The 25,962-nt window shown below is 60.7% G+C and carries 24 protein-coding genes and 1 pseudogene; 8 read left to right on the top strand and 17 right to left on the bottom strand.

The annotated features are described in order from the left end of the window. The first annotated feature begins 59 nt into the window (after positions 1 to 59). The 4 genes from ACL2XG_RS23570 to ACL2XG_RS23555 all read left to right on the top strand — a co-directional run bounded on the left by ACL2XG_RS23570 (position 60) and on the right by ACL2XG_RS23555 (position 3,329). A complete protein-coding gene (locus ACL2XG_RS23570) occupies positions 60 to 896 on the top strand; it encodes an enoyl-CoA hydratase/isomerase family protein (protein ID WP_413723364.1) in 837 nt (278 codons plus the stop codon). 18 nt (positions 897 to 914) lie between these two features. Next, positions 915 to 1,322, top strand: a complete 408-nt coding sequence (locus ACL2XG_RS23565; protein WP_413723365.1) for a nuclear transport factor 2 family protein — start codon at positions 915 to 917, stop codon at positions 1,320 to 1,322. Positions 1,323 to 1,324: 2 nt separating this feature from the next. After that, positions 1,325 to 1,738: a carboxymuconolactone decarboxylase family protein gene (locus ACL2XG_RS23560; RefSeq protein WP_413723366.1), complete on the top strand. Its 414-nt coding sequence runs from the start codon at positions 1,325 to 1,327 to the stop codon at positions 1,736 to 1,738. A gap of 622 nt (positions 1,739 to 2,360) precedes the next feature. Beyond that, positions 2,361 to 3,329, top strand: coding sequence for an alpha/beta hydrolase (locus ACL2XG_RS23555; RefSeq protein ID WP_413723476.1), 969 nt, complete (start codon positions 2,361 to 2,363; stop codon positions 3,327 to 3,329). Between the two features lie 63 nt (positions 3,330 to 3,392). Here the strand turns inward: ACL2XG_RS23555 and ACL2XG_RS23550 are convergent, their stop codons facing one another. Next, on the bottom strand, positions 3,393 to 4,217 hold the full coding sequence (locus ACL2XG_RS23550) for an SDR family oxidoreductase (protein WP_413723367.1): 825 nt from the start codon (positions 4,215 to 4,217) through the stop codon (positions 3,393 to 3,395). 110 nt (positions 4,218 to 4,327) lie between these two features. Here ACL2XG_RS23550 and ACL2XG_RS23545 point away from each other — a divergent pair, with 110 nt between their 5' ends. Continuing rightward, a complete protein-coding gene (locus ACL2XG_RS23545) occupies positions 4,328 to 5,248 on the top strand; it encodes a LysR family transcriptional regulator (RefSeq protein ID WP_410014140.1) in 921 nt (306 codons plus the stop codon). Positions 5,249 to 5,266: 18 nt separating this feature from the next. On the opposite strand, the gene ACL2XG_RS23540 is transcribed toward ACL2XG_RS23545, so the two are convergent. The 14 genes and pseudogenes from ACL2XG_RS23540 to ACL2XG_RS23475 all read right to left on the bottom strand — a co-directional run. Beyond that, complete coding sequence (locus ACL2XG_RS23540) at positions 5,267 to 6,790, bottom strand: DHA2 family efflux MFS transporter permease subunit (RefSeq protein WP_413723368.1); 1,524 nt, start codon at positions 6,788 to 6,790, stop codon at positions 5,267 to 5,269. 12 nt (positions 6,791 to 6,802) lie between these two features. Continuing rightward, positions 6,803 to 8,023 carry an efflux RND transporter periplasmic adaptor subunit gene (locus ACL2XG_RS23535; protein WP_410014138.1) on the bottom strand — a complete coding sequence of 407 codons (1,221 nt, stop codon included), beginning with the start codon at positions 8,021 to 8,023 and terminating at the stop codon, positions 6,803 to 6,805. Between the two features lie 10 nt (positions 8,024 to 8,033). Further along, complete coding sequence (locus ACL2XG_RS23530; RefSeq protein ID WP_413723369.1) at positions 8,034 to 9,497, bottom strand: efflux transporter outer membrane subunit; 1,464 nt, start codon at positions 9,495 to 9,497, stop codon at positions 8,034 to 8,036. Between the two features lie 15 nt (positions 9,498 to 9,512). Continuing rightward, positions 9,513 to 9,959 (bottom strand): MarR family winged helix-turn-helix transcriptional regulator, encoded by a 447-nt coding sequence (locus ACL2XG_RS23525; protein WP_410014136.1) that lies wholly within the window; start codon positions 9,957 to 9,959, stop codon positions 9,513 to 9,515. 210 nt (positions 9,960 to 10,169) lie between these two features. Then, positions 10,170 to 10,904 carry a 4'-phosphopantetheinyl transferase family protein gene (locus ACL2XG_RS23520; protein ID WP_413723370.1) on the bottom strand — a complete coding sequence of 245 codons (735 nt, stop codon included), beginning with the start codon at positions 10,902 to 10,904 and terminating at the stop codon, positions 10,170 to 10,172. A 64-nt stretch (positions 10,905 to 10,968) separates the two neighbouring features. Continuing rightward, entirely contained in the window at positions 10,969 to 11,775 is an 807-nt protein-coding gene (gene eutC / locus ACL2XG_RS23515) for an ethanolamine ammonia-lyase subunit EutC (RefSeq protein WP_410016757.1), read from the bottom strand. 42 nt (positions 11,776 to 11,817) lie between these two features. Beyond that, complete coding sequence (locus ACL2XG_RS23510; protein WP_410014134.1) at positions 11,818 to 13,197, bottom strand: ethanolamine ammonia-lyase subunit EutB; 1,380 nt, start codon at positions 13,195 to 13,197, stop codon at positions 11,818 to 11,820. A 13-nt stretch (positions 13,198 to 13,210) separates the two neighbouring features. Then, on the bottom strand, positions 13,211 to 14,596 hold the full coding sequence (gene eat, locus ACL2XG_RS23505; protein ID WP_410014133.1) for an ethanolamine permease: 1,386 nt from the start codon (positions 14,594 to 14,596) through the stop codon (positions 13,211 to 13,213). 239 nt (positions 14,597 to 14,835) lie between these two features. Beyond that, a complete protein-coding gene (locus ACL2XG_RS23500) occupies positions 14,836 to 16,350 on the bottom strand; it encodes an ABC transporter substrate-binding protein (RefSeq protein WP_410014132.1) in 1,515 nt (504 codons plus the stop codon). A 12-nt stretch (positions 16,351 to 16,362) separates the two neighbouring features. Further along, positions 16,363 to 17,373 carry an ABC transporter ATP-binding protein gene (locus ACL2XG_RS23495; RefSeq protein ID WP_410014131.1) on the bottom strand — a complete coding sequence of 337 codons (1,011 nt, stop codon included), beginning with the start codon at positions 17,371 to 17,373 and terminating at the stop codon, positions 16,363 to 16,365. Further along, the gene (locus tag ACL2XG_RS23490) at positions 17,370 to 18,362 is read right to left on the bottom strand and encodes an ABC transporter ATP-binding protein (RefSeq protein WP_413723371.1); all 993 of its coding nucleotides are present in this window, start codon (positions 18,360 to 18,362) and stop codon (positions 17,370 to 17,372) included. Before ACL2XG_RS23490 ends, ACL2XG_RS23495 begins: the two co-directional genes overlap by 4 nt. Next, complete coding sequence (locus ACL2XG_RS23485; protein WP_410014129.1) at positions 18,359 to 19,204, bottom strand: ABC transporter permease; 846 nt, start codon at positions 19,202 to 19,204, stop codon at positions 18,359 to 18,361. The genes ACL2XG_RS23490 and ACL2XG_RS23485 overlap by 4 nt, the downstream gene beginning before the upstream one ends. Next, positions 19,201 to 20,139, bottom strand: coding sequence for an ABC transporter permease (locus ACL2XG_RS23480; RefSeq protein ID WP_410014128.1), 939 nt, complete (start codon positions 20,137 to 20,139; stop codon positions 19,201 to 19,203). Before ACL2XG_RS23480 ends, ACL2XG_RS23485 begins: the two co-directional genes overlap by 4 nt. Positions 20,140 to 20,162: 23 nt before the next feature. Beyond that, a pseudogene (locus ACL2XG_RS23475) lies at positions 20,163 to 20,576 on the bottom strand (alpha/beta fold hydrolase); the annotation flags it as partial. Positions 20,577 to 20,829: 253 nt separating this feature from the next. Between ACL2XG_RS23475 and ACL2XG_RS23470 the strand changes: the two are divergent. Beyond that, the gene (locus ACL2XG_RS23470; RefSeq protein WP_410014127.1) at positions 20,830 to 21,588 is read left to right on the top strand and encodes a LuxR family transcriptional regulator; all 759 of its coding nucleotides are present in this window, start codon (positions 20,830 to 20,832) and stop codon (positions 21,586 to 21,588) included. 90 nt (positions 21,589 to 21,678) lie between these two features. Next, the gene (locus ACL2XG_RS23465) at positions 21,679 to 22,599 is read left to right on the top strand and encodes a proline iminopeptidase-family hydrolase (RefSeq protein ID WP_413723372.1); all 921 of its coding nucleotides are present in this window, start codon (positions 21,679 to 21,681) and stop codon (positions 22,597 to 22,599) included. 65 nt (positions 22,600 to 22,664) lie between these two features. Here ACL2XG_RS23465 and ACL2XG_RS23460 read toward each other — a convergent pair whose 3' ends face one another. Continuing rightward, positions 22,665 to 24,143, bottom strand: a complete 1,479-nt coding sequence (locus ACL2XG_RS23460) for a 4-hydroxyphenylacetate 3-hydroxylase N-terminal domain-containing protein (RefSeq protein ID WP_413723373.1) — start codon at positions 24,141 to 24,143, stop codon at positions 22,665 to 22,667. 198 nt (positions 24,144 to 24,341) lie between these two features. Beyond that, entirely contained in the window at positions 24,342 to 24,785 is a 444-nt protein-coding gene (locus ACL2XG_RS23455; RefSeq protein WP_413723374.1) for a hypothetical protein, read from the bottom strand. A 96-nt stretch (positions 24,786 to 24,881) separates the two neighbouring features. Between ACL2XG_RS23455 and ACL2XG_RS23450 the strand changes: the two genes are divergently transcribed. Continuing rightward, positions 24,882 to 25,913 carry a putative B6 ABC transporter substrate-binding protein gene (locus ACL2XG_RS23450; protein ID WP_413723375.1) on the top strand — a complete coding sequence of 344 codons (1,032 nt, stop codon included), beginning with the start codon at positions 24,882 to 24,884 and terminating at the stop codon, positions 25,911 to 25,913. Positions 25,914 to 25,962: the final 49 nt, after the last annotated feature.

Raw genomic sequence — 25,962 nt, 5'->3', positions numbered from 1 at the left:
ATTTTATTTATAATATGTATGCTTGTCGACACACTAGACACACTAATAGGAGAACCTTGATGCCTGACAAGCGATATTCCACCCTGCGTAAGCAACTGGATGATGGCGTGGCCACTGTCACGTTTGACAATCCTCCCCTCAATCTCGTCACCCCTGAAGTGATCGGGGAACTGACACTACTGCTTGAGGAATTGCGAACGGATGATAGGGTACGCACCATTGTGTTCGACAGTGCTGACCCCGATTTTTTTATCGGACATGCGGATCTCAACCTCTTTCTCGGCCCCCGTGATCGGGTGCCGCCGAAAGGCAACACACTCAACCCACTGCAAACCCTTCTGGAAACACTGCGAACGCTGCCTAAGGCCACTATCGCTATGCTTGACGGGCGTGCAGTCGGGATTGGGCCGGAGTTTCTTACCTCCTGTGATATGGCTTTTGCCTCTGATCGCTCGGTCCTGATGCAATTCGAGGTGGCTATGGGCGTGCTGCCTGGTGCAACGGGCTCACAGCGCCTGCCACGCCTACTGGGACGTATGCGGGCACTTGAAGTGATTCTGGGATGCGATGAAATCGCCGCTGATGTGGCTGAACGTTATGGCTTTATCAACCGTGCGATGCCAGTGGCCGAGCTCAAACCCTTTGTGAAGAGGCTAGCCCACCGGATTGCAACTTTCCCGGCGCAGGCTATCGCACTCACCAAAGTGGCGGTGGATGCTGCCGATCATCTGCCGATCCATCTCGGCCTGCTCGAAGAGAGTCATACCCTTAATCAGACGCTGGTGAGTGGCGAAGCTCAACGCCGGATGAAATCGTTTCTCGCTATGGGAGCGCAGACGGTGGAGTTTGAGAAAAACGACTTCGCCAGTTCGCTCGACAAGCTGCAATCTTCCTAATCGGAAAGGAGATATCACATGATCCACTTAACACCCAGGGCAGCGATGCAAAAGCTGGTCGATGATATTTCGAGTGATAACTGGCACGAACTGCACATGCTGTATGCACCTGACGCAGTTGTCCGCCATCCCATCGCACGTGATGAGCGCTCGTTGCTGCAAGGACGTAAAGGCCTAAAACAGCATTTTGAACGTTTTTTCGCCACAGGAGTGAAATTGCGTGCGACACCGATTCATTTCATTGATACCACGGACCCCGAACTGGTGATCGGTTCCTTCACCTACCACGGTGAAAAGGGTTTCGGGATGGAACATTTTGATCTGGAAGCGTGTTTCATCTGGCGGGTCCGTGATGGATTGATTCTTGACACGACCGATTACCTCAGCCCTCCGGTGCCGCCCCGTGACCAAACACAGGAGAAATAAACATGACACAATCCGCTATTAACCTCAGCCAGACCACCACTGAACGTCGTCAGCGAGGTGAGGAAATCATACGTCTACTGACCAATGGCGCACCGCAGCCTGCTTCACTGGATGCACTGGAACGTGACTTCCCGTTTCTTTCAAATGCCGTGAGTGCATTCGCGGTTGGTGAAATTTTCGATCGCACCGGCGTGTTGGACATTCGCACGCGTCAGATTGCGCTTTGTACGGCTTTCGCAGCGCTGGGTCTGACGGATTTTTTGAAGATTCATGCCGGTTATGCCCTCAATCACGGTGCCAGCGAAGAAGAAATTAAGGAAATCGCCAATATCGTGATTATTCCGGGTGGTTTCCCCCGGGCCATCATGGCTTCGCAGGCAATTTCAGCGTTACTTGCGGAGCGCAAAAAGGACTGACGACCAGACACCCATGCAGAACGCACTACCATCAGGCTGTGCGTTACTTTTTGGGAAATATGTTTCCCCCGACTCATGGCTTTTGAACTTAATTGATGGATGTCATAACCATCTTCTGGCCCGGCGGTACCTTACAGTAAAACCCACTACGGGAGGCGATATATTTTGTCATCGGGCCAGAAACAGGCTGGCATAGCTGTCGGATGTGTATACTGCTTTCAGCGAACACAGACCGAAAATTAATCTGATTAAATGCTTTTTAAACATGTACCTATCCCACAAGCGGCGCCGTCAATCGGCTCTCGGGGAACGCGAGCGGCTGGGGTGGCTAAAAAAAGCTGATTAAATAGCTTGCTATTTAATATCGAGTTAACTAAATTACCTCCAGGGAACTTAGCAAGGCCGGAAAGACCCAGTTAACCTACAAGACACCGCACCTGTGCTAACGTTTTCAGGACAGAGTTACAACCAATTAAATAGTGTGCTATATATTATTTCACTATTTAATGATGTGTGTAGCATAACCGCCACCATCGCCCCCGGCGATACTTTTTATCACTCAAGGAAATTTATCATGAACAAATTAACCACCCTGTTTACCGCTTCACTGTTGACGCTCGGCATGAGCAGCGCGTTTGCCGCGGGCCAGACCTCCGCCGCCGATCGCCAGGTCCAGGCGTTCCTGAACGCGTTGAACAGCCAGGGCGGCAAACCCATGGAGCAGCTTTCGCCGCAAGATGCCCGCCAGGTATTGGCTGATGCGCAAGCCAACGCCAAGCTGCCGCCGGCCGATGTCAGCGAAAAAACCATTAACGTCGACGGGAAGGATATCTCCCTGACCATCGTCAAACCTGCCGGCGCCAGCGGCACGCTGCCGGTATTTATGTTCTTCCACGGCGGCGGCTGGATCCTGGGCGACTTCCCCACCCATGAACGCCTGGTGCGTGATTTGGTCGTGGAATCCGGGGCGGCGGCGGTATTTGTAAATTACACGCCTTCCCCAGAAGCGCATTATCCGGTGGCCATCAACCAGGCCTATGACGCAACGCGCTGGGTAGCCGAACATGGAGCGGAAATCGGCGTCGACGGCTCACGTCTCGCCGTGGCCGGCAACAGCGTCGGCGGCAATATGGCGACGGTGGTGGCGCTGATGGCAAAAGAAAAAGGCGCGCCGAAAATCCGTTTCGAAGCCCTGATGTGGCCGGTGACCAACGCGAATTTCGATACTGTTTCCTATAAAACCTACGCCAACGGCCATTTCCTGACGCGTAATATGATGAAATGGTTCTGGGATGCTTATACCAAGGATGTCGCGCAGCGCAAGGATATTCACGCCTCGCCGCTGATGGCAACCCCGGCCCAGTTGAAAGGCCTGCCGCCGACGCTTATCCAAACCGCCGAGCTGGACGTACTGCGCGATGAGGGTGAAGCCTATGGCCGCAAACTGGATGCCGCCGGCGTAGACGTTACCATCACCCGTTATAACGGCATGATCCATGACTTCGGCTTGTTAAACCCGTTAAGCCAGGTGCCGGCGGTGCGTTCCCAAGTCCTGCAGGCCGCGACCGAACTGAAAACCCATCTGCAATAAGCACTCCGTTGATGACCACCCGGGAGCCTGATGGCTCCCTTTGCGTTATCCGCAGCCGGGCTGTCAGCAAAATCTTTCCCGCATAAAAGCAATATACTCATCCTCGGGCAATTCGCGCCGGGCGCGGATAAATCCCCGGCTATCGTCCCCGATCAGATAACGCAAACGATCCGACCCATCGGTGGCCGCCTCATGGATAACCTTGGCCACATCCAGCGCACTGATGGTCCTGGCCGCGCCCAGCGCGGCAAATGCCCGCTGCGTCTTGGCGATAAAAAGCGCGTAATCGGTTAATCCTTTATCCTGGGCTTGATATTCGCCCTGGCGCTCGACAAATCGGGTTTCCGTCACGCCGCCGTGCGGGATAACCAGTTTTACGCCGATGCCCACCGCCGCCAGCTCATAGGCCAGCGCTTCGCTAAACCCCTCCAGGGCAAATTTACTGGCGCAATAAAGCGAAATCATCGGCAGGGTGAACAGGCCGGCGCCGGAACTGAGATTGATAACAGTACCGCTGCCCTGGCGGCGAAAATGCGGCAATAGCGCCCGTGTCACCGCCATGACCCCGAAAACGTTGACGGCGAACTGCCGCTGGATCTGGGCCTCGGTCACGGCCTCAAACAGTCCGAACTGGCCGAAGCCGGCGTTATTGACCAGCGTGTCGATAGCGCCAAAGCGTTGCATGCCGGCGTCGATGGCGTCGCCGATGCTGTGCGCATCCTCCACATCGAGCCTGGTCAGCAAGATATTATCGCGCCCGGCCAGCGGGGATTCCGGCTGCGGGTGGCGTAGCGTGGCGACCACGTTCCAGCCTTGATCGGCAAAATAGCCGGCGGCGGCCAGGCCGATGCCGGAAGAGGTGCCGGTGATGAGCAGGGTTTTTGCCATGGGTGACAGACTCCGTTGGAAAGGCGTGAATGCCTGCGGCCAGCATAAATCCGTTGAAAGCATGCAACAATAGGCCTAATTTGACATGATTTGATGCAGGAAATAGCACAATGAAGAATACGGCATTGTTCGAACTGCAGGCTATAGACGCGGTGGCGTCGGCCGGCAGTTTCCGTCAGGCCGCCAGCCAGCTCGGCATTTCACCGTCGGCGCTTAGCCACCGGGTGGCGACGCTGGAAAGCCGTCTGGGGGTGCGTCTGTTTAACCGCACCACCCGCAGCGTTTCATTATCCCAGGCTGGCGAGCAATTGCTTAACCGGGTACGCCCGGCGCTCAATGAAATCGATGCGGCCATGGAGGGCGTCAACCGGTTTCGCCTGACGCCGTCCGGGCGCCTGCGGCTCAATACCGCCGAAGCGGCGGCCAGGATGATCCTGCGGCCGATCGTGCTGGAATTTTTGCGCCGTTATCCCGATATGACGGTGGAGATCGTGGCCGACGGCCGGCTGGTGGATATCGTCGCGGAGGGCTTCGACGCCGGCATCCGGCTGGCGGAAAGCGTGCCGCTGGATATGATTGCCGTGCCCTGCTCGCCGCCGCTGCGTTTTCTGGTGGTGGGCGCGCCGGCGTATTTTGCCTTATACGGCCGTGCGCAGGAGCCGGGCGAACTTGTCCGGCACCGCTGCCTGCGCAGCCTGCTGCCCAGCGGCGCGCCGCTGCATTGGCAATTTGAACGACGGGGCGAAAAGCGGGTGGTGAATGTGAGCGGCCCGCTGACGCTGGATAACCAGCCGCTGATGATCGACGCAGCCCTGGCGGGCGCCGGTCTGGCCTGGGTGAGTGAATCGGCGGCGGCGCCCTATCTGTTGTCCGGCGCGCTGTCGCCGGTACTGGAAGACTGGTGTCCGCGGTTTGCGGGGCTGCGCCTGTATTATCCGGGACACCGGCTGGTGCCGGCCGGTTTACGCATGTTTATCGATCTTATCCGTGAAGTCATGGATAGTCATGGCGACGCCCGGACGCCGCCATGAAGAATGCGCGCAATGACGTTAGTGTCCCCCGCCCCCGCCGCCCTGGGCGCTGAACGGCGGTTTCGCCAGCCAGATAACCAGGATCAGGGCAAAAAACATCCAGCCCAGCAGGGTAAAGTAGTCAATGGTGGAGAGCATATACGCCTGGCTTTCCACCAGCTTATCCAGTTGCGCCATGGTGGTCTGGCTGGCGCCCCCCAGCCCGGCGATATACTCCTGGGTGTTGGCGCTGTAGGGCGTGATGTTTTCCGTCAACTGCGCATGGTGGAAAATTTCACGCCGTTGCCAAATCCAGGTGGTTAACGAAGAGGCAAAACTGCCGCCCAATACGCGCAGGAAGGTTGCCAGTCCCGATCCGTCGGCAATCTCCCTTGGCGACAGGCTCGAGAGCAGGATACTGGTGGTCGGCATAAAAAACAGCGCCACGCCGATCCCCATAAAGCCCTGGATCATCGCAATATGATAATAATCCACCTGGGTGGTGAAATCAGCGCGCATAAAGCAGCTGACGCCGATCACCAGGAAGGAGCCGCCCGCCAGCAGCCTGAGGTCGAACTTATGGGCATAGCGCCCCACCAACGGCGACATGAATACCGGCAGTATGCCGATCGGCGCCGCCGCCAGCCCCGCCCAAACCGGTGTGTAGCCTAATTGGGTTTGCAGCCACTGCGGCAGCAACAGATTGATGCCGAAAAAGCCCGAATACCCCAATACCAGCGCCAGGGTGCCGAATGAAAAGTTGCGGTAGCGGAACAGTCGCAGATTAACGATGGGATGTTTATCGGTAAACTCCCAAATCACCAGGGCTGTCAGCGAGATAGCGGCAATCAGCGCGCCGATGATAATAAAGTTGGACCCAAACCAGTCCAGGTCGTTTCCTTTATCCAGCACCACCTGCAGCAGGCCGACGCCCACCACCAGCAGGCCCAGGCCGATATAATCTATAGGCTGGTGCTCCTGCTCCTCCGGGCGCCCCTTTAACTGGGCGAACACCAGCATGGCGGCAAAAATACCTATGGGTACGTTGATAAAGAAGATCCACGGCCAGGTGTAGTTATCGGTAATCCAGCCGCCCGCCAGCGGACCGACAATGGGCGCCACCACCGTCACCATGGCCAGCAGCGACAGCGCCATCCCCCGCTTGGCGGCGGGATAAATCGACAGCAGCAGGGTCTGCGCCATGGGATACAGCGGACCGGCGAAGAACCCCTGCAAGGCGCGGAAAATGACCAATTGCGTCATGCTTTGCGAAATACCGCACAAAAACGAGGTGATGATAAACAGCAGCACCGACGCCAGGAACAGTTTGGTCTGGCCGAAGCGCCGCGACATCCAGCCGGTCAACGGCAGGGCGATGGCGTTGGAGACCGCGAACGAGGTAATAACCCAGGTCCCCTGCTCCGAGCTGACGCCCAGATTGCCGGAAATGGTCGGCAACGCCACGTTGGCAATCGTGGTATCCAGTACCTGCATAAATGTCGCCAGCGACAGTCCGATGGTGGCCAGGACCAGGCTGGGCGGACGAAACGATTGTTCACTCATGGCGACTCCGCATTAATTTTTACCCTGGCCGGCGGCCATGGCCTGCTCGCCATTTTCATGGATGATGCGGGCCACCAGCTTATCGGCTTCCACCAGTTGATGGTCGTAGACATCGGTGGCGAAACGCGGCTGCTCTTGCGGATTAACCGCCAACACGGGGCCGTCCTGGTTGTGCAGGTTCACGGTCACGTTGGTGGACAGCCCTATGCGCAGCGGGAATTTATCCAGATGATCGGGCTCCAGGCGAATGCGCACCGGTAAACGCTGGACAATCTTGATCCAGTTGCCGCTGGCGTTTTGCGCCGGCAGCAGCGAGAAGGCGCTGCCGGTGCCGACGCCCAGGCTTTCGACCTTGCCGCGATAGGCGACATCGCCGCCGTAAAGGTCGGCATCAATTTCCACGGGCTGGCCGATGCGCATTTTCACCAGCTGTGTTTCCTTGAAATTGGCGTCGATCCAGATTTGATCCAGCGGCACCACCGCCATCAGGGCGCTGCCCGGCTGCACGCGGCTGCCGACCTGCACGGAACGCTTGGCCACATAACCGCTGACCGGCGCCACCATGGTGCTGCGCACATGATCCAGATAGGCCTTGCGCAGCTGGGCGGCCGCGGCCTTCACATCGGGATGGGAACTGATGGTGGTGTCGTCCACCAGGGCAAACGTGGTGCTTAACTGCTGCTGGGCCGACGTGAGCGAGGTTTCCGCCGAGGTCAGCGCGTCGCGTGAATGCGACAGCTCTTCCTGGGATATCGCCCCGTCGCGCGCCAGGTTGGCCCGCCGCTGGTAGTCGTCCCGGGCGCGCTGCAGCTGGATCTTGCTCGCCGCCACCATGGCCTTGTAATTATCCACATTGCTGTATAATCCCCGCACCTGGCGCACGACCTTGGCCAGATTGGCCTCGGCGCTTTCCTGGTTGACGATGGTATCGCTGGGATCCAGGCGCACCAATACCTGGCCCTGGCGAACAAAGTCGCCGTCATCGGCGGCGATGGCGGTAACCGTACCCGACACCTGCGGCGTAATCTGCACCAGATTGCCGGAGACATAGGCATCATCGGTGGATTCAAAAAAACGGGCGTGCAGCCAATAATAAAGGCCAAAAGCAATAGCGGCCACAATAATTATCGCCATTAAAATCAACAACATCAGTCTGCGCTTACCCGACTTCGCCGGCGGATTGACCGGCGCGGCGTTGTTATCTGTTGGAGCGTTGGTGGAATTCTCAGCCATAAAATAGTTCTCAGTGTGCTTGATTCATGGCCACGTTTTGCGCGGCATTGGAAGAAACGGAAGAATGAAAGCCGCCGCCCAGCGCCTGCATCAGCAAGATGGCGGTGTCGGTACGATCGGCATTCAACGCGGCCAGCTGACGCTCGGCCTGGATAAGCTGTTGTTCTACGCTCAGGGCATCAAGATAGTTGCCGACGCCCGCGCTGTAGCGCTGCATGGCATTGCCCCATGAATCATTGGCGATATCCCGCGCGCGCATTTGCTGCTGGATTTGGATATCCAGTGAATTCAGGCGGGTAATGGCATCGCCAATATCCCCCAGCGCCGACACCAGCGACTGGTTGTATTGCGCCACCGCCAGATCGTAATCGGCATTGCTGCCGGCCAGATCGGCGCGACGGCGGCCGCCGTCGAAGATGGGCAGCGACAGGGCTGGTCCAATGCTGAAATAACGTTCTGGCGCGCCAAAGAACGCGTCTCCCACCAGCGATTTGGTGCCGGCGGCGGCGGTCAGGTTAATGTTGGGGTAAAAGGCGGTACGGCTGACCTTGATATCCTTGGTTGCCGCCTCGACCCGCCAGCGCGCGGCCACCAGATCCGGCCGGCGGCCGAGCAGCTCGGCCGGAAGCGTGGGCGGCAGGCTGACGACGGACGGCGCAATCAGCTTCGGCCGCGGCAGGCCGGCGGCGCGATCCGGGCCCTGCCCCAGCAATACCGCCAGACGGATGCCGGCGGCGCGCACCTGCTGCTGGGTGTCGGTCAGGCTGGCTTCGGCCGAGGCCTCGAGGCTTTCGGTCTGTTGATACTGGAATTTACTGTCCAGCCCGGCGTTAAGACGCTTGGAGGCCAGATTCAGCATGGTGCGGGTGCGCTCCAGATCTTTTTGCGCCAGATCCTGCATCGCCCAGGCCTGGCCCAGGGTGTTGTAGGCGCGCGCCACGTCCGCGGACAACGTCAGCCTGGCCGCCTGGCGATCGACCTCCGAGGCGTTGGCCCGACCGACCGCGGCTTCCCAGGCGGCACGCTGCCCGCCCCATAAATCGAAGCTGTAATCGAAGTTCGCCGACAGGGTGCGCAGCGTGGCATATCTTTTACCTTGCCCGGTGGGATCGTCCACCGCGGACATGCGTTCGCGCGTGATGCCGGCGTTAGCATCAAGCGTCGGCATGCGATCGGCCTCGGCGGCCAGGACCGTGGCGCTGGCCTGGCGCGCGCGCGCGTCCGCCACCTGCAGATCGGGGCTGGAACGCAAGGCTTGCTGGATGAGCAGGTTAAGCTGCGGGTCGCCAAGGCTGTTCCACCAGTCGGCAGCCGGCCAGCCGGCGCTGGACAGGGTATTGGCCTTCAGCGTGTTTTCACTGTGCAGGCTGGCGACATCAAGCGTCCGGCCTTCGGTATGTAAACCATTTGGCAGGGCGCACCCCGCCAGGATCAGCGAGCAGAGCAACGGTAATAAACGAATGCGCAACGGCATAGTAAAATTTACTCCTTAAATACCGGCAGGGATCGCCAGCTTCTTCAGCAGGCGATCGAATTCATTAAGTTCTGAGGGTGTCAGGGGCGCCAGTAAATCATTAAAGGACTTGAGCGCTATCTGCGGGATCTGCCGGCAAAACGCATGCCCCTGCTCGGTCAGCGCCAGATGGAATTGACGTCGATCGGTGGTGCTGCGCACCCGCATGATCATCTTTTTATTCTGCAGCCGGTCCAGCATGCGCGACATGGCGCCGCTATCAAGGGAGATGCAGCGGCATAGCTCCGCCGACGTGGTTAAACCGTCCCGGTTCATCATCAACATGACCTTGAACTGGGCGGCGGTAATCTCGTAGGGTTCCAGATAGCGTTCAAGAATACGATCCTTGCACAGGTTCAACCGGTGGATTTGCCGTCCCCAGGCATAGACCTTATCAATATCGTCAGCGGAAAAATGGTCCATAATAATCTTTGCCTAGGCAGCTATTAGGCGGGGGACTATACTGCGGCTAAAGTACGTAAACAACCGTCAGTTTTGTAACCAAATATTTACACATGGAGAAATCGGCCGGCGCGGGCTTTTCCACATGGAGAAAAGCGCACTATTTGGTAAACCGACCAGCCTCGTTGGTAAACCGGCCAGCCTCGCCGGGCCAGCAGCAGCCGCAGGATCTCAGTCGTTGCCGATCGCCAGTACCGTCAGCACATCCTCCTCCCTGACGGCATAACCGCATTCAAACAGCATGCCCACCGGCAGCGCGGGCGTCAGTTCGACCTGCAGCTCCAGGGTGATGCGGTTGCCGGCCAGGCGGACCACGCGCGCGTCGAGAAAATCGAAGTAACGCTTGACCGAGGGATACAGCGCCTTGAACAGGCTCTCCTTGGCGGAAAACGCCAGGGTCAGGGCGACGGCGAAAGGCAGTTCCAGGGTGGCGAAATACTCGCGCTCCCAGGCGCTGATGATACCGGGCCACAGTTCCAGCGCGCGGGGACCGTTGATCAGTGTTTCGATATCTACGCCCAACCCGGATACCGCACGACCTGGGCGCCGCCAGCCTATACCGATGGCCAGCGTGCCGTGATGGGTCAGCGCGCCCTGCACGTCGTCCGGCCAGGCCGGCGCCCGGTCTTCCCCCGCCAGCAAATCGAAATGGCGATAGCCCGCATCCTCTAATACGCGTCCGGCGACGATGCGCCCCGCCAGATACTCCCCGCGCCGTTTAACGGCGGCGCCGGCGATTGACGGCGGCAGCCTGATACCCCGGGCGGCAAAATCCTCATCGTGATATAAGGCGATGTCAAAGCGACAGGACCAGGCCCGCGCCGGCGCAACCAGGGTAAGCAGATCGGCGGGGCCGAACGGCAGTCCCTGGTCCACGGATAAAATACAGGAAACAGGGTGGCTCATATCGTGAAGGTATCCTTATCGGGTCAAACGCTCAGGAAAACCGGCGCTATCCGCATAAGTATAATCACATTTTGCCCGGCAGGCGTTCGGCCTGTTTAAACAAGGGCTTAATCAGGCCGTATAAGGCCGGATTGTCGCTTTCATCCTTCAGTGCGATGCCCGATAAACGCCGCTGCCCGGCCTGTTCAAGCAGCCATGCCAGTTTAAAGGCCGCCTGGGGATAATCCAGCCCCTCGGGACGGATATTGGAGATACAGTTGCGTTCCGACTCCAGGCGCCGGATATGGGGCTCCCAGGTAAAATAGATGCCCAGGCTGTCAGGCGAGGATAAGCCGGGCCTCTCGCCAATCAGGATTGCCACCGCCCGCGCCTGCAGGCAGGCGCCGATATCATCCCCCAGGGCCACCCGCGACTGGTGGGCCAGCACCACCGGCGCCATTTTCAGCCCCAACAGCGCCAGGTAAGGCGTCAACGCGCGGATAAACGGCACCGCCTGGCGATGTACCGCCTTCGAGGACAGGCCGTCGCCGACTACCAGCAGGATATCGGCCTGTTTATCCGGATACGCGGTTAACATCTTGCGGCTGTCGTCGCCAAGACGGCGGCCCAGGTCCGGCCGGCAAAGATAGGTCTCCCGGTTTTGCGCCGCGCTGTGCACCGTAAGCGTGGTTATGCCATCCGCTTCCAGCTGTCGCGCCAGCGATTCGCTGTCAAAGGGTTGATGCACCGCGTCGCGGGCCTGGGCGTGGGCCAGCCCGAAGTTGAGCAGTTCACGGGTAGGCAGGCTGGAGCCGGAACGGCCGAGCGCGATGCGCGCCGCGGTAAACTCCCGCAGGCCCTCCCAGGGGTTGGCATGGACGCTATTGCCCACCGGATATTTGCCGGCCGGCTTCGGGACAGTTTTACTCATGGCTCACTCCAGGACATGATGTTGCAGCAGGGGATGCTGGCCGCTGGTGTCGCGCAGCATCCCGTCGGCGTTGATAATCTGCATACGCTGCAGCCAGGCGGAAAACTCCGGGGCATGTTTGAGCCCGAACAGCTCGCGTACATACAGGGCGTCATGGAACGATGTGCTTTGATAATTCAGCATGATATCGTCCGCGCCCGGCACCCCGATCAAGAACGTCAGCCCGGCGGCGGCCAGCAGGGTCAGCAGCGTGTCCATATCATCCTGGTCGGCCTCGGCATGATTGGTGTAGCAGACATCGCACCCCAGCGGCACGCCCAGCAGCTTGCCGCAAAAATGATCTTCCAGCCCGGCGCGGATAATCTGTTTGCCGTCATACAGATATTCCGGTCCGATAAACCCCACCACGGTATTGATAAGCAAGGGTTTAAAGCGGCGCGCGATGGCATAGGCGCGGGCTTCGCAGGTCTGCTGATCGACGCCGTGATGGGCATTGGCCGACAGGCAACTGCCCTGCCCGGTCTCGAAGTACATCACGTTGTCGCCCAGCGTGCCCCGGTTCAGGCTCAGCGCCGCCTGCCGGGCTTCATCCAGCAGCGCGAGGTTGATGCCGAAACCGGCGTTGGCCGCCTCGGTGCCGGCTATCGACTGGAAGACCAAATCTACCGGCGCGCCGCGCTCAATCAGCTTGATGGTATTGGTGACATGGGTCAGCACGCAGGATTGGGTGGGAATGGCAAAACTGCTGATCACGTCATCGAGCATATAGTTGAGTTTTTCCAACAGCGGCAGGCTGTCGCTGGCGGGATTGATGCCGATCACCGCATCGCCGCTGCCATACAGCAAACCGTCGAGCATGCTGGCGGCGATGCCTTTGAGATCGTCGGTGGGATGATTGGGCTGCAGCCGGACGCTCATATGGCCCGGCAGGCCGATGGTATTGCGAAAGCGGGTGATCACGCGGCATTTTTTCGCCACCAGGATCAGATCCTGGTTACGCATGATTTTGCTTACCGCCGCGGCCATTTCCGGCATGATGCCCGCGGCGACCTGGGTCAGGCGGGCGCTGTCGGTGCGCTCGGACAGCAGCCAGTCGCGGAAATCGCCCACCGTCAGGTGGGCGATGGGAGCAAAGGCCGCCGCGTCGTGACCGTCGATAATCAGGCGCGTGACCTCATCCGTTTCATAAGGAATAAGCGGCTGCTGCAAAAATACCGTCAGCGGCACATCCGCCAGCGCAATGCGCGCCGCCATACGCTCCTCGGCGCTGCCGGCGGCCACTCCGGCCAGGTAATCGCCGGAACGCGCCGGCGATGCCTTGGCCATCAGTTCGCGCAAATCGGCAAAACGGTAGCTGCGATGACTTAGCGTGGCGTGAAACATCAACCCTCCGGGATCAGTCCGATAACGTCAGCTGCGGATCCGGCGCCGCCGCGTCGCGGGCATAACGCGTCAGGCGGAAATAGGCATAACCCAATAACATCATTATGGCGAAAATCATAAACAGCATTTGATTGTAATAGATCATCGCCACCAGGCAGATGACCGCCATCACCAGCGCCAGCGCCGGGGCAAACGGATACAGCGGCGCGCGGAACGGGCGGATAAGCCGGGGTTCAAGGCGGCGCAGTTTAAACAGCGACGCCATGGAGATGATATACATTACAATAGCACCGAATACCGACATGGTAACGATGTTGGCGGTTAACGGCTGGCCGCCGATGATAATCAGGGAATCGGAAAAAATCGCCGCGATGCCCACCACGCCGCCGGCAACGATCGCCAGATGCGGCGTGCGAAAACGCCGGTTGATCCTGGAGAGCGGTTTCGGCAGGTAGCCGGCGCGCGCCAGGGCGAAAATCTGGCGCGAGTATCCCATGATAATACCGTGGAACGACGCAATCAGCCCGAACAGTCCCAGCCAGACCAGCATATGCAGCCAGCCGCTGCTGCCGCCGACGATAATCTTCATCGCCTGCGGCAGCGGGTCGTTGATATTGGCCAGTTTGGTCCAGTCGCCCACCCCGCCGGCAAACACCATCACGCCGAGCGCCAGCGCCGTTAAGGTCAGGATGCCGCCGATAAAGGCGCGGGGAATGGTGCGCTGGGGATCCTTGGCCTCTTCGGCCGCCATGGAGGCGCCTTCAATGGCGAGGAAAAACCAGATGGCAAACGGAATGGCGGCAAAAATACCGGAAAACGCGCCGACGCTGAAGTGTTCCGCGCCGGCCCAGCCGCCGCGGGTAAAGTTGGCCAGGTCGAAGCCCGGCGCCACCACGCCCATAAACACCAACAGCTCAAATATCGCCAGCAGGGTGACCAGTAGCTCGAACGTGGCGGCGATACTGACGCCGAGAATATTCAGCGTCATAAACACCAGATAGGCGGCCAGGGCCACCCAGCGCGGTTCCAGCGCCGGAAACTGCACGTTAAGATAGGCGCCGATGGCCATGGCGATGGCCGGCGGGGCAAAGACAAATTCCACCAGGGTGGCGAAACCGGCAATAAAACCGCCGGTGGGACCGAACGCGCGATGGGCGTAGGCGAAGGGACCGCCCGCATGGGGTATGGAGGTGGTCAGTTCGGTGAAGCTGAAGATAAAGGCGCAATACATGGCCGCCACCGCCACCGCGGTGACCAGGAAGCCCAGCGTGCCCGCCTGGGCCCAGCCGTAGCTCCAGCCGAAATACTCGCCGGAAATCACCAGGCCCACGGCGATGCCCCACAAATGGAAACTCCCCAGCGTACGCTTCAAAACCGGTGCCACTTTTGTGCTTTGCATAATGGTGTCCTAGGCTATGTAAGTATTTGTAAAGGTGCAAAGGTCATACCACATCAGCGGAGCACGGTGAATTGAGGCCAATATGCTGATAAAACAGCCGAATCGTTGATTAAAGCGCCGGCCGGGAGGCATAAACACGGGCGCCATGATGCTTTTTGGTGCAGATAAAGGGGGAATTCACCGCCGTCTGACGCGTGCCGGTGCAGGGAGCATGCGCATGTCCGCCCCCTGCCCTCGGGCTAGAGCTTATCGGTATCCTCAAGCGCGAAACGTCCCAGCGGATTCTGGTAAAAATCCTTGATATTCTTGCGGCTGACGTTGCGATAGGGGCTGTAATATAAATCGATCCAGTTCACGTCCGCCTTGGCCATTTTTTGCAGGTCGATATACATCTGCTGCCGCTTGCCGGCATTCATTTCCACCCGCGCCGCGGCCACCAGATCCTTGACCTTATCGTTATGATAGCGGGTCATGTAATTCATATTGGCGTCATGGCCCAGCACAAAGGTGGTTTTCTGATCCGGATCGAGGATATCGTTGGTCCAGTACATCACCGAAATATCATATTCGCCCGCCACCAGCATATCCCAGCTCTGGCTTGGGTCGACCTTTTGCAGGTTCACCGTTACCCCGGCCTTGGCCAGTTGCTGTTGCAGCAGAATGGCGATCTGCTCGTCCACCTCATCCCCGGCGTTGACGACATAATTCAGCTTCAGATCCGACGCGCCGGCGGCCTTAAGCATCTGCCTGGCTTTCTCGGGATCGTAGGGACGCTGCAGGTTGTCCGCATAATGAAACAGCGCGCCCTCGGGAATATAAGAGTTGGCGACATGGCCGAAACCGAAGGTCACGGTATCGACAATGGCTTTTTTATCAATGGCGAAATCCAGCGCCTGGCGCACCTCGACCTTGGCCAACGCGCCATGCTCGTGGTTAATCAGCAAATGATCCTCGCGGGTGGATCGATCCAGATGCACGTCCAGGTTGGGGTCTTTTTGCAATGACGCGATGCGGGAAAACGGCACCGATAGCGCCGCGTCCAGCTCACCCGCCTGCACTTTCAGCATGCGTGTGTTGTCGTCCGGCAGCGTCAGCCATTCCACGCCGTCCAGCTTGACGCGATCCGCCTGCCAGAAATAGGGGTTCTTCACCAGCACCACCTTTTCGCCACGGGTCCAGGACTTGACGCTAAAGGCGCCCGAGCCCACCGGTTTTTCGGCAAACGCCTCCTCGCCCATGGCTTTCACCACTTTTTCCGGCAGCACCGACACATTCGGCAGCGCCAGCTGCGAGAGGAACGGCGCGGACGGCGTTTTCAACGTTACCACCAGGGTGTGGGGGCCGGTGGCTTCGGCTTTATCGATGACGCTGTAGGAGTCGCGCCATAAGGACCCTTCATTATCGCGGATGCGCAGCAGGCTGAACACCGCATCCTGTGCGGTCACCGGCGACCCGTCGGAGAATTTGGCATCGCGCATCTTAAAGGTATAGACCTTGCCGTCGGGGGAGATTTCCCAGCTTTCCGCCAGCCCCGGCTCCAGGCGCGTGCCGTTTTTATCCACCCGCACCAGCACGTCGAATACATTGGAAAACACCCAGTTATCGGCGTTTTGCGCCGACTTAATCGGATCGAAGGTCGTGGAATCCTCGCGCCGGCCAATGCTCAATACCCCGGCGGCTTCGGCGATTTGGCCGACCGCGCTGAGCGCCAGAAAGACCGCGGCGGCGGCAACGTTAAAATGCTTACGCTTCATGGTTAACATACCTCATTGAAAAGGAAAGTCGGCTTCGCCGGTATTTCTGTCGAGCACACAGGCAAAAGCATGGTCGGCAACATGCCGGGTATCAGGGGTGGAACCGGTACGGCAAGCGGGTCGGGCATAACGGCAGCGGGGATGAAAGGCGCACCCCGGCGGAATGGCAATCGGGCTGGGCGGTTCGCCGGCCAGCGGCTCGGCGGGCAACGGCAGATCGGGGTTGATTTCCGGAATGGCCGCCACCAGCGCCGCGGTATACGGATGGCGCGGCAAATGGAATACCGATTCCACCGGGCCTTCCTCGACAATACGTCCCAGGTACATTACGGCCACCCGATCGCACAGGCGGCGGACAATGGCCAGATCGTGGGCGATAAACAGTATCGCCAGCCCCATGCGCTCACGCAGATCCATCAGCAGATTGATAATCTGCCCCTGGATGGAGACATCCAGCGCGGCAACGCATTCATCCGCCACCATCAGCCGCGGCTCCAGCGCCAGAGCGCGGGCGATGCCGGCCCGCTGGCACTGCCCGCCGCTCAGGGCGCCCGGCCGCTTATCCGCCTGCGCCGGCTGCAGCCCCACCAGCGTCAGCAGTTCGGCCACCCGGGCGGTTATCGCCCCCGGCGGCACTTTGCGATGCACGCGCAGCACTTCGGCGATGGCGGCGCCGATGGTCTGGCGGGGATTGAGCGATGAAAACGGGTCCTGGAAAATCATCGCCGTCTGCCGGCGCAGGCGGGCGATATCGCTCGTCAGGCCGTGGGTTACGTCGCGGCCGTCGAAACGTACGCTGCCGCCGGTGCTTTTCTCCAATTGCAGGATGGCGCGGCCGAGCGTGCTTTTACCGCTGCCGGACTCGCCCACCAGTCCCAGGGTTTCACCGGGGTGGATACGCAGCGATACGCCGTTCACCGCCTGAACCCGCGGCCGGTTCCAGCGCAGCGGATTGCCGCCGGACAGGGGAAACGACACCCGCAGCTCATCGACTTCCAATAATGGATAGGCGTTGGTGATCATGATCCCTCCCGGTGGGTTAACGCATGCAGAGGATAAAAACAGGCCGCGCCGTGGGCCGGATCGCCGCGCGCGGCCAGCAGCGGCGGTTGCACGGACGGACATGCCTCGCCGGCGCGCGGACAGCGGGTATGGAACCGGCAGCCCGGCGCAAAGCCATCCGCCGACGGCGGCTGGCCGGCGATGGTCTTTAAACGGCCGCCGCCGCCTTCGCTCACGGGCTGGCAATCGATCAATCCCTGGGTATAGGGGTGCAGCGGCTGCGCCAATACCCGGCGTTTGGCGCCGACCTCGCACAATCGGCCGGCATACATCACCGCGATCCGATCGCAGGTTTGCGCCACCACGCCCAGATCGTGGGTGATCATAATGATGGCCAGGCCCAGCCGGTCGCGCAGATCCATTAATAAACGCAGGATTTGCACCTGTACCGTCACATCCAGCGCGGTGGTCGGCTCATCGGCAATCAGGATTTTGGGCTCGCAGGCCAGCGCCACGGCGATCATCGCCCGCTGGCGCATGCCGCCGGAGAACTCATGCGGGTAATGATCCACCCGCCGTTCGGGATCGGGGATGCCCACCCGGCGCAGCAGGCCGACGGCCGCCGCACGCGCCTCCCGCCGCCCGGCGCCGAAATGGGCGCGGCGGCTTTCGGCGATCTGCCCGCCGACGGTCATCACCGGGTTAAGATGGCTGGCGGGATTCTGGAAAATCATGCCCAATTGATGGCCGCGCACCCGGGTCATCTGGCGGGGATCGAGGGTCATGATATCGGTCTCGCCCAGCCACGCCTCGCCGCCGCCCATGGTTAATCCTTCCCCAGGCAGCAGCCGCATCAGCGCCCGGCAGGTGACGGTTTTGCCTGAACCGCTTTCGCCCACCAGGCCGAGCATTTCGCCCGCCGCCAGGGTAAAGGAAACATCCTCCACCAGGGCGGTGCCCTGGCGGTTGTTGACGGTCAGGTGATTGACCCGCAGTACCGGCGCGCTCATGGCCGTGCCCCCAGTTTATCGCCCAGGCCATCGGCCAGCAGGCTGAAGCCCATCGCCAGCAGCACGATGGCCAGTCCCGGAAAAGTCGTGATCCACCAGGCGGTGGTGATGAAGCTCTGCCCTTCGGCAATCATCACCCCCCACTCCGCCGTCGGCGGCTGTACGCCGAGGCCGAGATAGCTCACCGCCGCGCCGTTCAGCAACACCAGCACGCAGTCCGACATGGAAAACACGATGGAGCCGGTCAGGGCATTGGGCAATAAATGGGCGAACAGAATGCGTCCGTGGCTAAACCCCAGGCTGCGCGCCGCCAGCATAAAGTCGCTATGCTTGAGGATCAGGACCTGCGAACGCACCAGCCGGGCGTAGGAAACCCAGCCCACCAGCGCCATGGCGATATAAAAGCTGCCCAGCCCCGGTCCGATAATGGCGATAATCGACAGCATCAGCACCAGGAAGGGAAATGCCAGCACAATGTCGATGCAGCGCATGATAAAGGCGTCGACGGGACCGCCGAGATAACCGGACAACGCCCCGACGATGGTGCCGATGGTAAACGGAAACACCACGCCCAGCAGGCAGATCTGCAAATCGACGCGCGCCCCCCAGAGGATCCTGGAGAAAATATCGCGGCCGAAGTTATCGGTGCCGAACGGGTGCGGCAGGCCTGGCGCCAGCAGGCGCGCATCCGCATTCTGGTAAAGGGGATCGAAGGGCGCGAGCCAGGGGGCGAGCGCCGCCAGCACACACCACATCAGCAGGATACCCATGCCCGCGCGCAGCGCGGCGCGCCGGGGTAGCCAGCGCACGGAAAAATGGCGGACGGCCTGGACGGGCATCATAATGTGACCCTCGGGTCCAGGGCCACGGTCAGCAGATCGGCCAGCAGGTTGACCAGCACCGTCGCCAGGGCAAACACCATTACCACGCCCTGCACCACCATATAGTCGCGGCTGAATATCGCCTTGACCAACAGCTGGCCCATGCCGGGGATGGCAAAGACGCTTTCAATCACCACCGTGCTGCCGATAAGCCAGCCGATATTCACCGCCAGCAGGTTGACCGTAGGCACCAGCGAGTTAGGCATGACATGACGCCAGAAGATACGTCCCTCTTCCTGCCCGCGCGCCCTGGCGGCGGTGACGTAATCCGCCTTCAGCTCCGCCAGCAGGCTGGCGCGCAGGTTACGCGTCAGCACCGCCGACAGCGCCAGCGCCACCGTCAGGCAGGGCAGCACCAGGTGATGCAGCCTTGCGCTCCACGCGTCGCCATAACCGGAGACAGGAAACCAGCCCAGGGTGACGCTGAACAGCAGGATCAGCATAATGCCCAGCCAGAACGCCGGAAAACCCAGTCCGGCGGTGGAAAGCAGCCGGATAACCTGGTCGGCGGCGCTCCCCCGCCGGCGGGCGGCGACGGCGGCCAGCGGCACGGTGAGCAGCAGCGCCAGCAGCACGCTGCCCGCGACCAGGCACAGCGTGGGCTCAATGCGGGTCATAATCAGTTTCAGGGTATCGACGCGATAGACAATGGAGCGTCCCAGCTCGCCGTGCAGCAGGTTAGTGAGAAAATAGCCGTACTGTACCCATAGCGGCTGATCCAACGCATACTGGGCGCGAATACGCGCGATCGCCGCCGGGGTGCTGCGTACCCCCAGCAGAATGCGCGCCGGATCGCCCGGGATGGCGCGCACCAGCATAAAGGTGATGATGCTGATGCCCAGCAATACCGGCACCAGTTGCAGCGGACGGAACAGGACAAAGCGATAACGGTGCATTCTCCCTACCCCCTGCCGCGTTGATGGGGTATATCCGCCGCGGTATTTTCCAGGATCAGGCGTTTGATTGCACCCGGATGGTGCAATACCACCTCGATGCCCAGCCAGCCGCCCCAGGAATGACCGAGCAGATGCACCCGATCCAGTCCCATGGCCCGGCGTACGGTGTCCACTTCACGCACATAGCGCGCCATGGTCCATAATCCGGGCAGATCCGGCCGATCGGACCGGCCGGTGCCCAATTGATCAAACGCCACCACCCGGTAGCCGTGGTTGCTGAGGCAGGGTTGCGCTTCGCGCAGGTAGTCGCAGGGCAGCCCCGGGCCGCCGTTCAGGCACAGCGCTGTCTCGTCGCCCGCGCCGAACTCGTAGGCCGTCACCCGATAACCGTCGACCTCAATATCCACTTGCCGGTCAGGCCTGATCTCACTCCACATATCTCCCCCGGTGCTTGCCGGCGGCCCGCGCCACGCCGCCATGATGATGTCTTTACGCTACGCATAAGCCGCGGCGCTGAACAGTTAGTAAAAATGCTAGGTTTCGCCTCCGGTCCCCGGGCGGCGTGGCATCCAAATTGCATGCCATCCGGTGGCCGACAACAAGCGTCGCGAGCGCCGGAAGCGATACGGGAATGGCTTTGCAGGATCCATGCCCTGGCGCCATGGAGACTGGAAGAGATAAGGGGGGCCGATGAGCATTGTGGTAACCGATGCATTGCCGACGCCGCAGGCCGGCTGCAGTCTTGACGACGCCTTTTTATACCTGTACCGGCAAAGCGCCCGGCTGGGCATGGAGGCGCTGATTTATGATTACACGCCGGTGCCGCGCTCGCTGGAAGGCGAACTCATTACGCCGTCGGTGCTGCGCATGAGCAATGTGCCGGAGGATATGCGGCAGCTATGGACCGAAAGCGGCTACTACCAGGTGGATCCAGTGCAGTTGTACGCCCTGAAAAGCTGCGCGCCTTTCGTTTGGTCTTATCAGCGCCCGGATACGACCTTGCTGCGCGATATCATCGGTGAGCGACATCAGCCTGTAACGCACTATATGCGCGACAACAATATGCCCTGCGGCGCCACGGTGCCCCTGCACCTGCCGCAGGGGGGATTCGCCACCCTGACCGGCATCGTCAGCGGCGGCGGCCGGGAGCGCGATCTGACCCAGACTCTGGCGGAGCTGGGCCTGCTGGCCCATACCTTTCAGGAGCGTGTTTATCCGCTATTCGACCGCCAGATGCTGACCTGCCAGTATGTGCGCCTGAGCAAACGCGAAAGGGAGTGCCTGAGCTGGTCGGCCGAGGGGCTGACCGCCAAGGAGATCGCCCGCAAGCTGTCGCGCTCGATTGCCACCGTGACGCTGCATTTGAACTCCGCGGCACGCAAGCTGGGGGCCAGCAACCGGGTCCAGGCCGTGGTGCGGGCGATGCATTACCGCCTGCTCGACAGCTGAGCCGGCGCAATACCTAGCATTTTCTCTAGCTATCCGCCGCCGGGCGCGCTGTTTTACCCTAGGTTATCCTTAACCGACAGGTAAACCGTCATGTACAGCATTACCGAAGGCTACGCGCCGTTTCAGCAATACCAAACCTGGTACCGCATCTGCGGCGATCTCCATAATGGCAAGACACCCCTGGTGGTGGTCCACGGCGGCCCGGGCTGCACCCATGATTATGTCGACGCGTTCCGCGATATCGCCGCCAGCGGCCGGGCGGTCATCCATTACGATCAGCTCGGCAATGGCCGTTCCACCCATTTACCGGACCAGGGAGCCGACTTCTGGCGGGTATCGCTGTTCCTGGCGGAGCTGGATAACCTGCTGGCGCATCTGGGCATCGGCAGCAACTATGCCTTGCTCGGCCAGTCGTGGGGCGGGATGCTGACGGCGGAGCACGCCGTGCTGCGCCCGGAAGGTCTCAAGGCAATCGTCATCGCCAATTCGCCGGCGTCGATGGCGCTATGGCTACAGGCGGCGGCCAGGCTGCGCGCCCAGTTACCGGCCCCGGTACAGCGCTGTCTGGTGGAGCACGAAACCGCGGGCACCCTGGACAGCGAGGCGTATCGCCAGGCCACCCGGGTATTTTACCAGCGGCACGTCTGCCGGCTTACGCCCTGGCCGGAAGAAGTCACGCGCACCTTCGCCGCCATGGACGCCGACCCGACGGTGTACCATGCCATGAACGGTCCGACGGAATTCCACGTTATCGGCACCATGAAAAACTGGGACATTATTGACCGGTTGGCGCGGATACAGGTGCCGGCGCTGCTGATATCGGGCCGCTACGACGAGGCGGCGCCGGAGGTGGTGCAGCCCTTCAAGGATCATATCGCCGGCGCCGAATGGGTGATATTCGAGCAATCAAGCCATATGCCGCACGTAGAGGAGCGCGCGGCCTGCATGCAGGTAGTGGGGAACTTCCTGGACCGTCAGTTGGAAACCCGGGAGAGCGTCGCCGGCCGTTAACCGCCGCGGCGACGTTGCCGGCGGCGATGTGTTGGCGCGGCCCGGCAACCGCGGCCGTGCGGTCATCAGGCCAGCCCGGCCAGTTTTTTTACCTGGCCGACGAACGCATCGCGCTTCACTTCCTCGAATAGCCGGGCGCGCAGCCGCGGCGCCGGGCTGGCATTCACGTTCTCGAACAGCGCCACCCGTCCGGCCAGCGCCCCGGTGGTCATATCCCAGATAAAATTCATCAAGCGTTCTTTTTCCATGGCGCTGGCGCCGTGGCCGGCCAATAACTCCCGCAGCGCGTGACCGATATCGGGATTGTCGAAGGCCGCCTTGCCAAAACGCATCACCAGCCCCTGCCCGCACATCTCCTGCAGGATATGGACAATGTGCGGATAGTGCCGGATGGAATACAGGCGGCCGGCGGTCAGCATGCCGGCATCGGGCGCCATTACGCCGCCCTCGGTAAGACGCGCCTGCGCTTCGGCGGCATAGATAAAGGCGCGCAGGGTTTGGGCATATTCAATCAGCTCCCCCAGCATGGCCTGCACGGCGGGAATGCGGCCGGTGCCCAGCACATCCAGCACCAGCTGCCCGGCGCCGACAAACAGCTCGGCCTTTACCGCCAGCCGTGTCAGCACATGCCAGTGGGCAAAAACGCATACCGGGCCGTAATACCGCATCGCGTCGGGATCGCCAAGATTAAAAATACGCTCGGCGGGCACAAAAACGTTATCGAAAATAATAAACTGGTCGGCTTCTTCCCCCAGCCCGGCGAGGGGGTGGTCAAACGGATCGGCGCCGGGATGGGAGACCATTTCCCGCGAAATCAATTTGATGCCCTCGGCGTTAACCGGGATCGCCCCCCAGATGCAGGCTTCCGGCGGCGTTTCCTGGCGACTCCCCAGGTTGGTGAAAAAAATCTCGTTGGCCTGGGCGGCGACGGAGCCGACGGTTTTGGCCCCGGAGACGCGAATCCCGCCCCGCTCGATACTTTTTACCCGCAGCAGCGACCCCCAGCCCGCCTTGGGCGACGATCGGTCGGCCTGCGGACCCGCCAGGCTTTCCGCGGCGGTCAGGTTATTATCGCGGCCATAGGCCAGGTAGCGTTCGATATTTTCGGCAAAATCGGGACGGCAGCCGTCCAGGGCGGACCGCTTGGCTTTAAAGACAGGCAGCAGGGCATAGAGTCCCACGACGATGGCGGGCGCCAGATCGGGCGGGCGGCCGAAGGTGCCGCCGGTCTTGAGCGAGGTGTATTCAATCATTTTGCGCCGCTCGCGCAGATCATCGCAGGTCCGGGGAATTTGCCAGGCGCGGCTGACCACCGTCCCGCTGGCGGGATCGACGCAGGTGGTGGCGTCGGCATGCTCCGCGCTGAACTGGTCGTCGAACATCGACGCCAGCACATTGACCCCCGCCGCCAGCGCGGGGTCGTCCATCACGCCGCCAAGCCTGTTGCCGTTAACCCACAGCCGCCGTCCATCCTCCAGGGATGCCTTGAACTCGGCGCCGGTCTTAAGCCGGTGCGGCTTACCCTTTGCCAACACGGATGTCATAGTGATTCCCCTTCCCTTGGGTCAAAAACGCAACGCCCCGGCTTTACGCGCGCCGGGCGCTATTTTTACCTATCCCGGCCCGGTCTTTATGGCCTGCCGCTATCCACCGTACCCGGCCGGTTAAGCTAAGCACGGGCTAAAGCAATATTCAAACGTTATGTCTTGCCGGGATAAGAAGGGTTTAAGAAACCGCCCGGGCTACAAACCGCTGGGCGCGACGCGGCACTGGATGGGATCCGCGCCGCCGGCGCAGTCGAGCGTAAGGGAGCGCGGGCTTTCGCCCCGGTGCGTCGACAAGGCCACCTCGTAGCGGGTTTGCCAGGATCGCCCCTGCTCGCCGCACCAGAAGCGTTGAACGGGCAACCGATCCTGATGGTCATTGAGGATAATCACCTCGCCGCTGGCGATATTCTTCCACAGCCCGGTGGATAGCGTCGCGCCGGGGGCAACGGCGCCCAACGGGACCGAATACCAGTGGGCGGTGGTCGCTTCGCAATCCAGGGGACGATGGCCGGTGTTATTCACCACCACCAGAAAAGGGGTTAATCCCCGCGTACCGCGTTGATAATTTGTTGATTCCCCGGCGTAGATTGCGGTGGTGAAAAAAAACAAACAGGGCAATACTAGCCCCTTTAGTGTCATAAAATGCTCCAGTAAACAGGTCCTATCCGTTAGGAATGCATCAGAAAAGATTTTATTAGCCGTATTGTCAACAATAAAATGTATCGAGGACAGAAGATGATGGGTAAAGGTTGGTTAAAATACGCGGCTGCGATGTCGGTGCTGTCGGTGCTCTGTTCAGCGGCCTATGCCGCTGATATTAAAACTATCGCCATAGTCACCCCCGAACCCGGCACTGATTTCGGCTGGAACCAACAGGGCATCAGCGCCGCCAGGGCGGCCGGTGCCAAAGAAGGCGTCAAGGTCATGGTGGCGGAGAACCTCGGCTACGGCGATATCCGCCCCACGCTGCGCGACCTGACGGAAGATGGGGCGCAGCTTATCATCGCCCACGCCAGCGGTTATAACCAGTCAGGGCCGGAAATCGGCGCGCAGGCCAATGTGCCGGTGGCCATCACCGACAGCCCGTCGTCGTTAAAAGCCGGCAAAGTGGCCGATTATACGGTAAGCGGCCAGGAGGGGGCCTACCTGGCCGGCGCGCTGGCGGCGAAAATGACGCGCAGCGGCACCATCGGCATCGTGGTTTCCGGCGAGCCGCCGGCCTGGAACGCGCAGTCCTCGGCTTTTATCCGCGGCGCCAGGGCGGCCAGGAGCGATATTAAAATCCGTTACGCGGTGATCGGCCCGGCGGCGTACAGCGATGCCGCGGGCGGTAAACGCGTGGCGGCCTCCGTTATCGCCGCCGGCGCGGATATTATCTTCGGCCAGGGCAACGGCTCGAGCTTCGGCATGCTGCAGGCGGTGGAAACCACCCCGGCGCCGGACGGCGGCAAAGTCTATTTTATCGACGTCATCGGCGACAAATCCCCCATTGATAAAGGCAACCTGCTCAGTTCCGTCCTGTGGAACCTGACGCCGGTCTACACCGCCATGATCGAGGATCTCAAGCAGGATAAATTCGGCTCCCACAACTACAAGACTTCGCTGGCGGACGGCTCGATCAGTCTGCTGAAAACCGCCCATATCCCGGACGATATCTGGCAGAGCGTCAACGCGGTGCGCGACGACATCATCAGCGGTAAAATCACCGTGCCGGCGGATTACGACGCTAAATCGCTGCACGACCTGCTGGCCGCCGGCGGTAAATAGTCCGGCGGCAAACGCCCCGGCCGGGGCGCGCCCGTCGCGCTCCGCTTAA

It is taken from the genome of Sodalis sp. RH24, assembly GCF_047324145.1.
Classification (GTDB): Bacteria; Pseudomonadota; Gammaproteobacteria; order Enterobacterales; family Enterobacteriaceae; genus Acerihabitans.
This window is presented reverse-complemented; position numbering and strand designations above follow the sequence as displayed.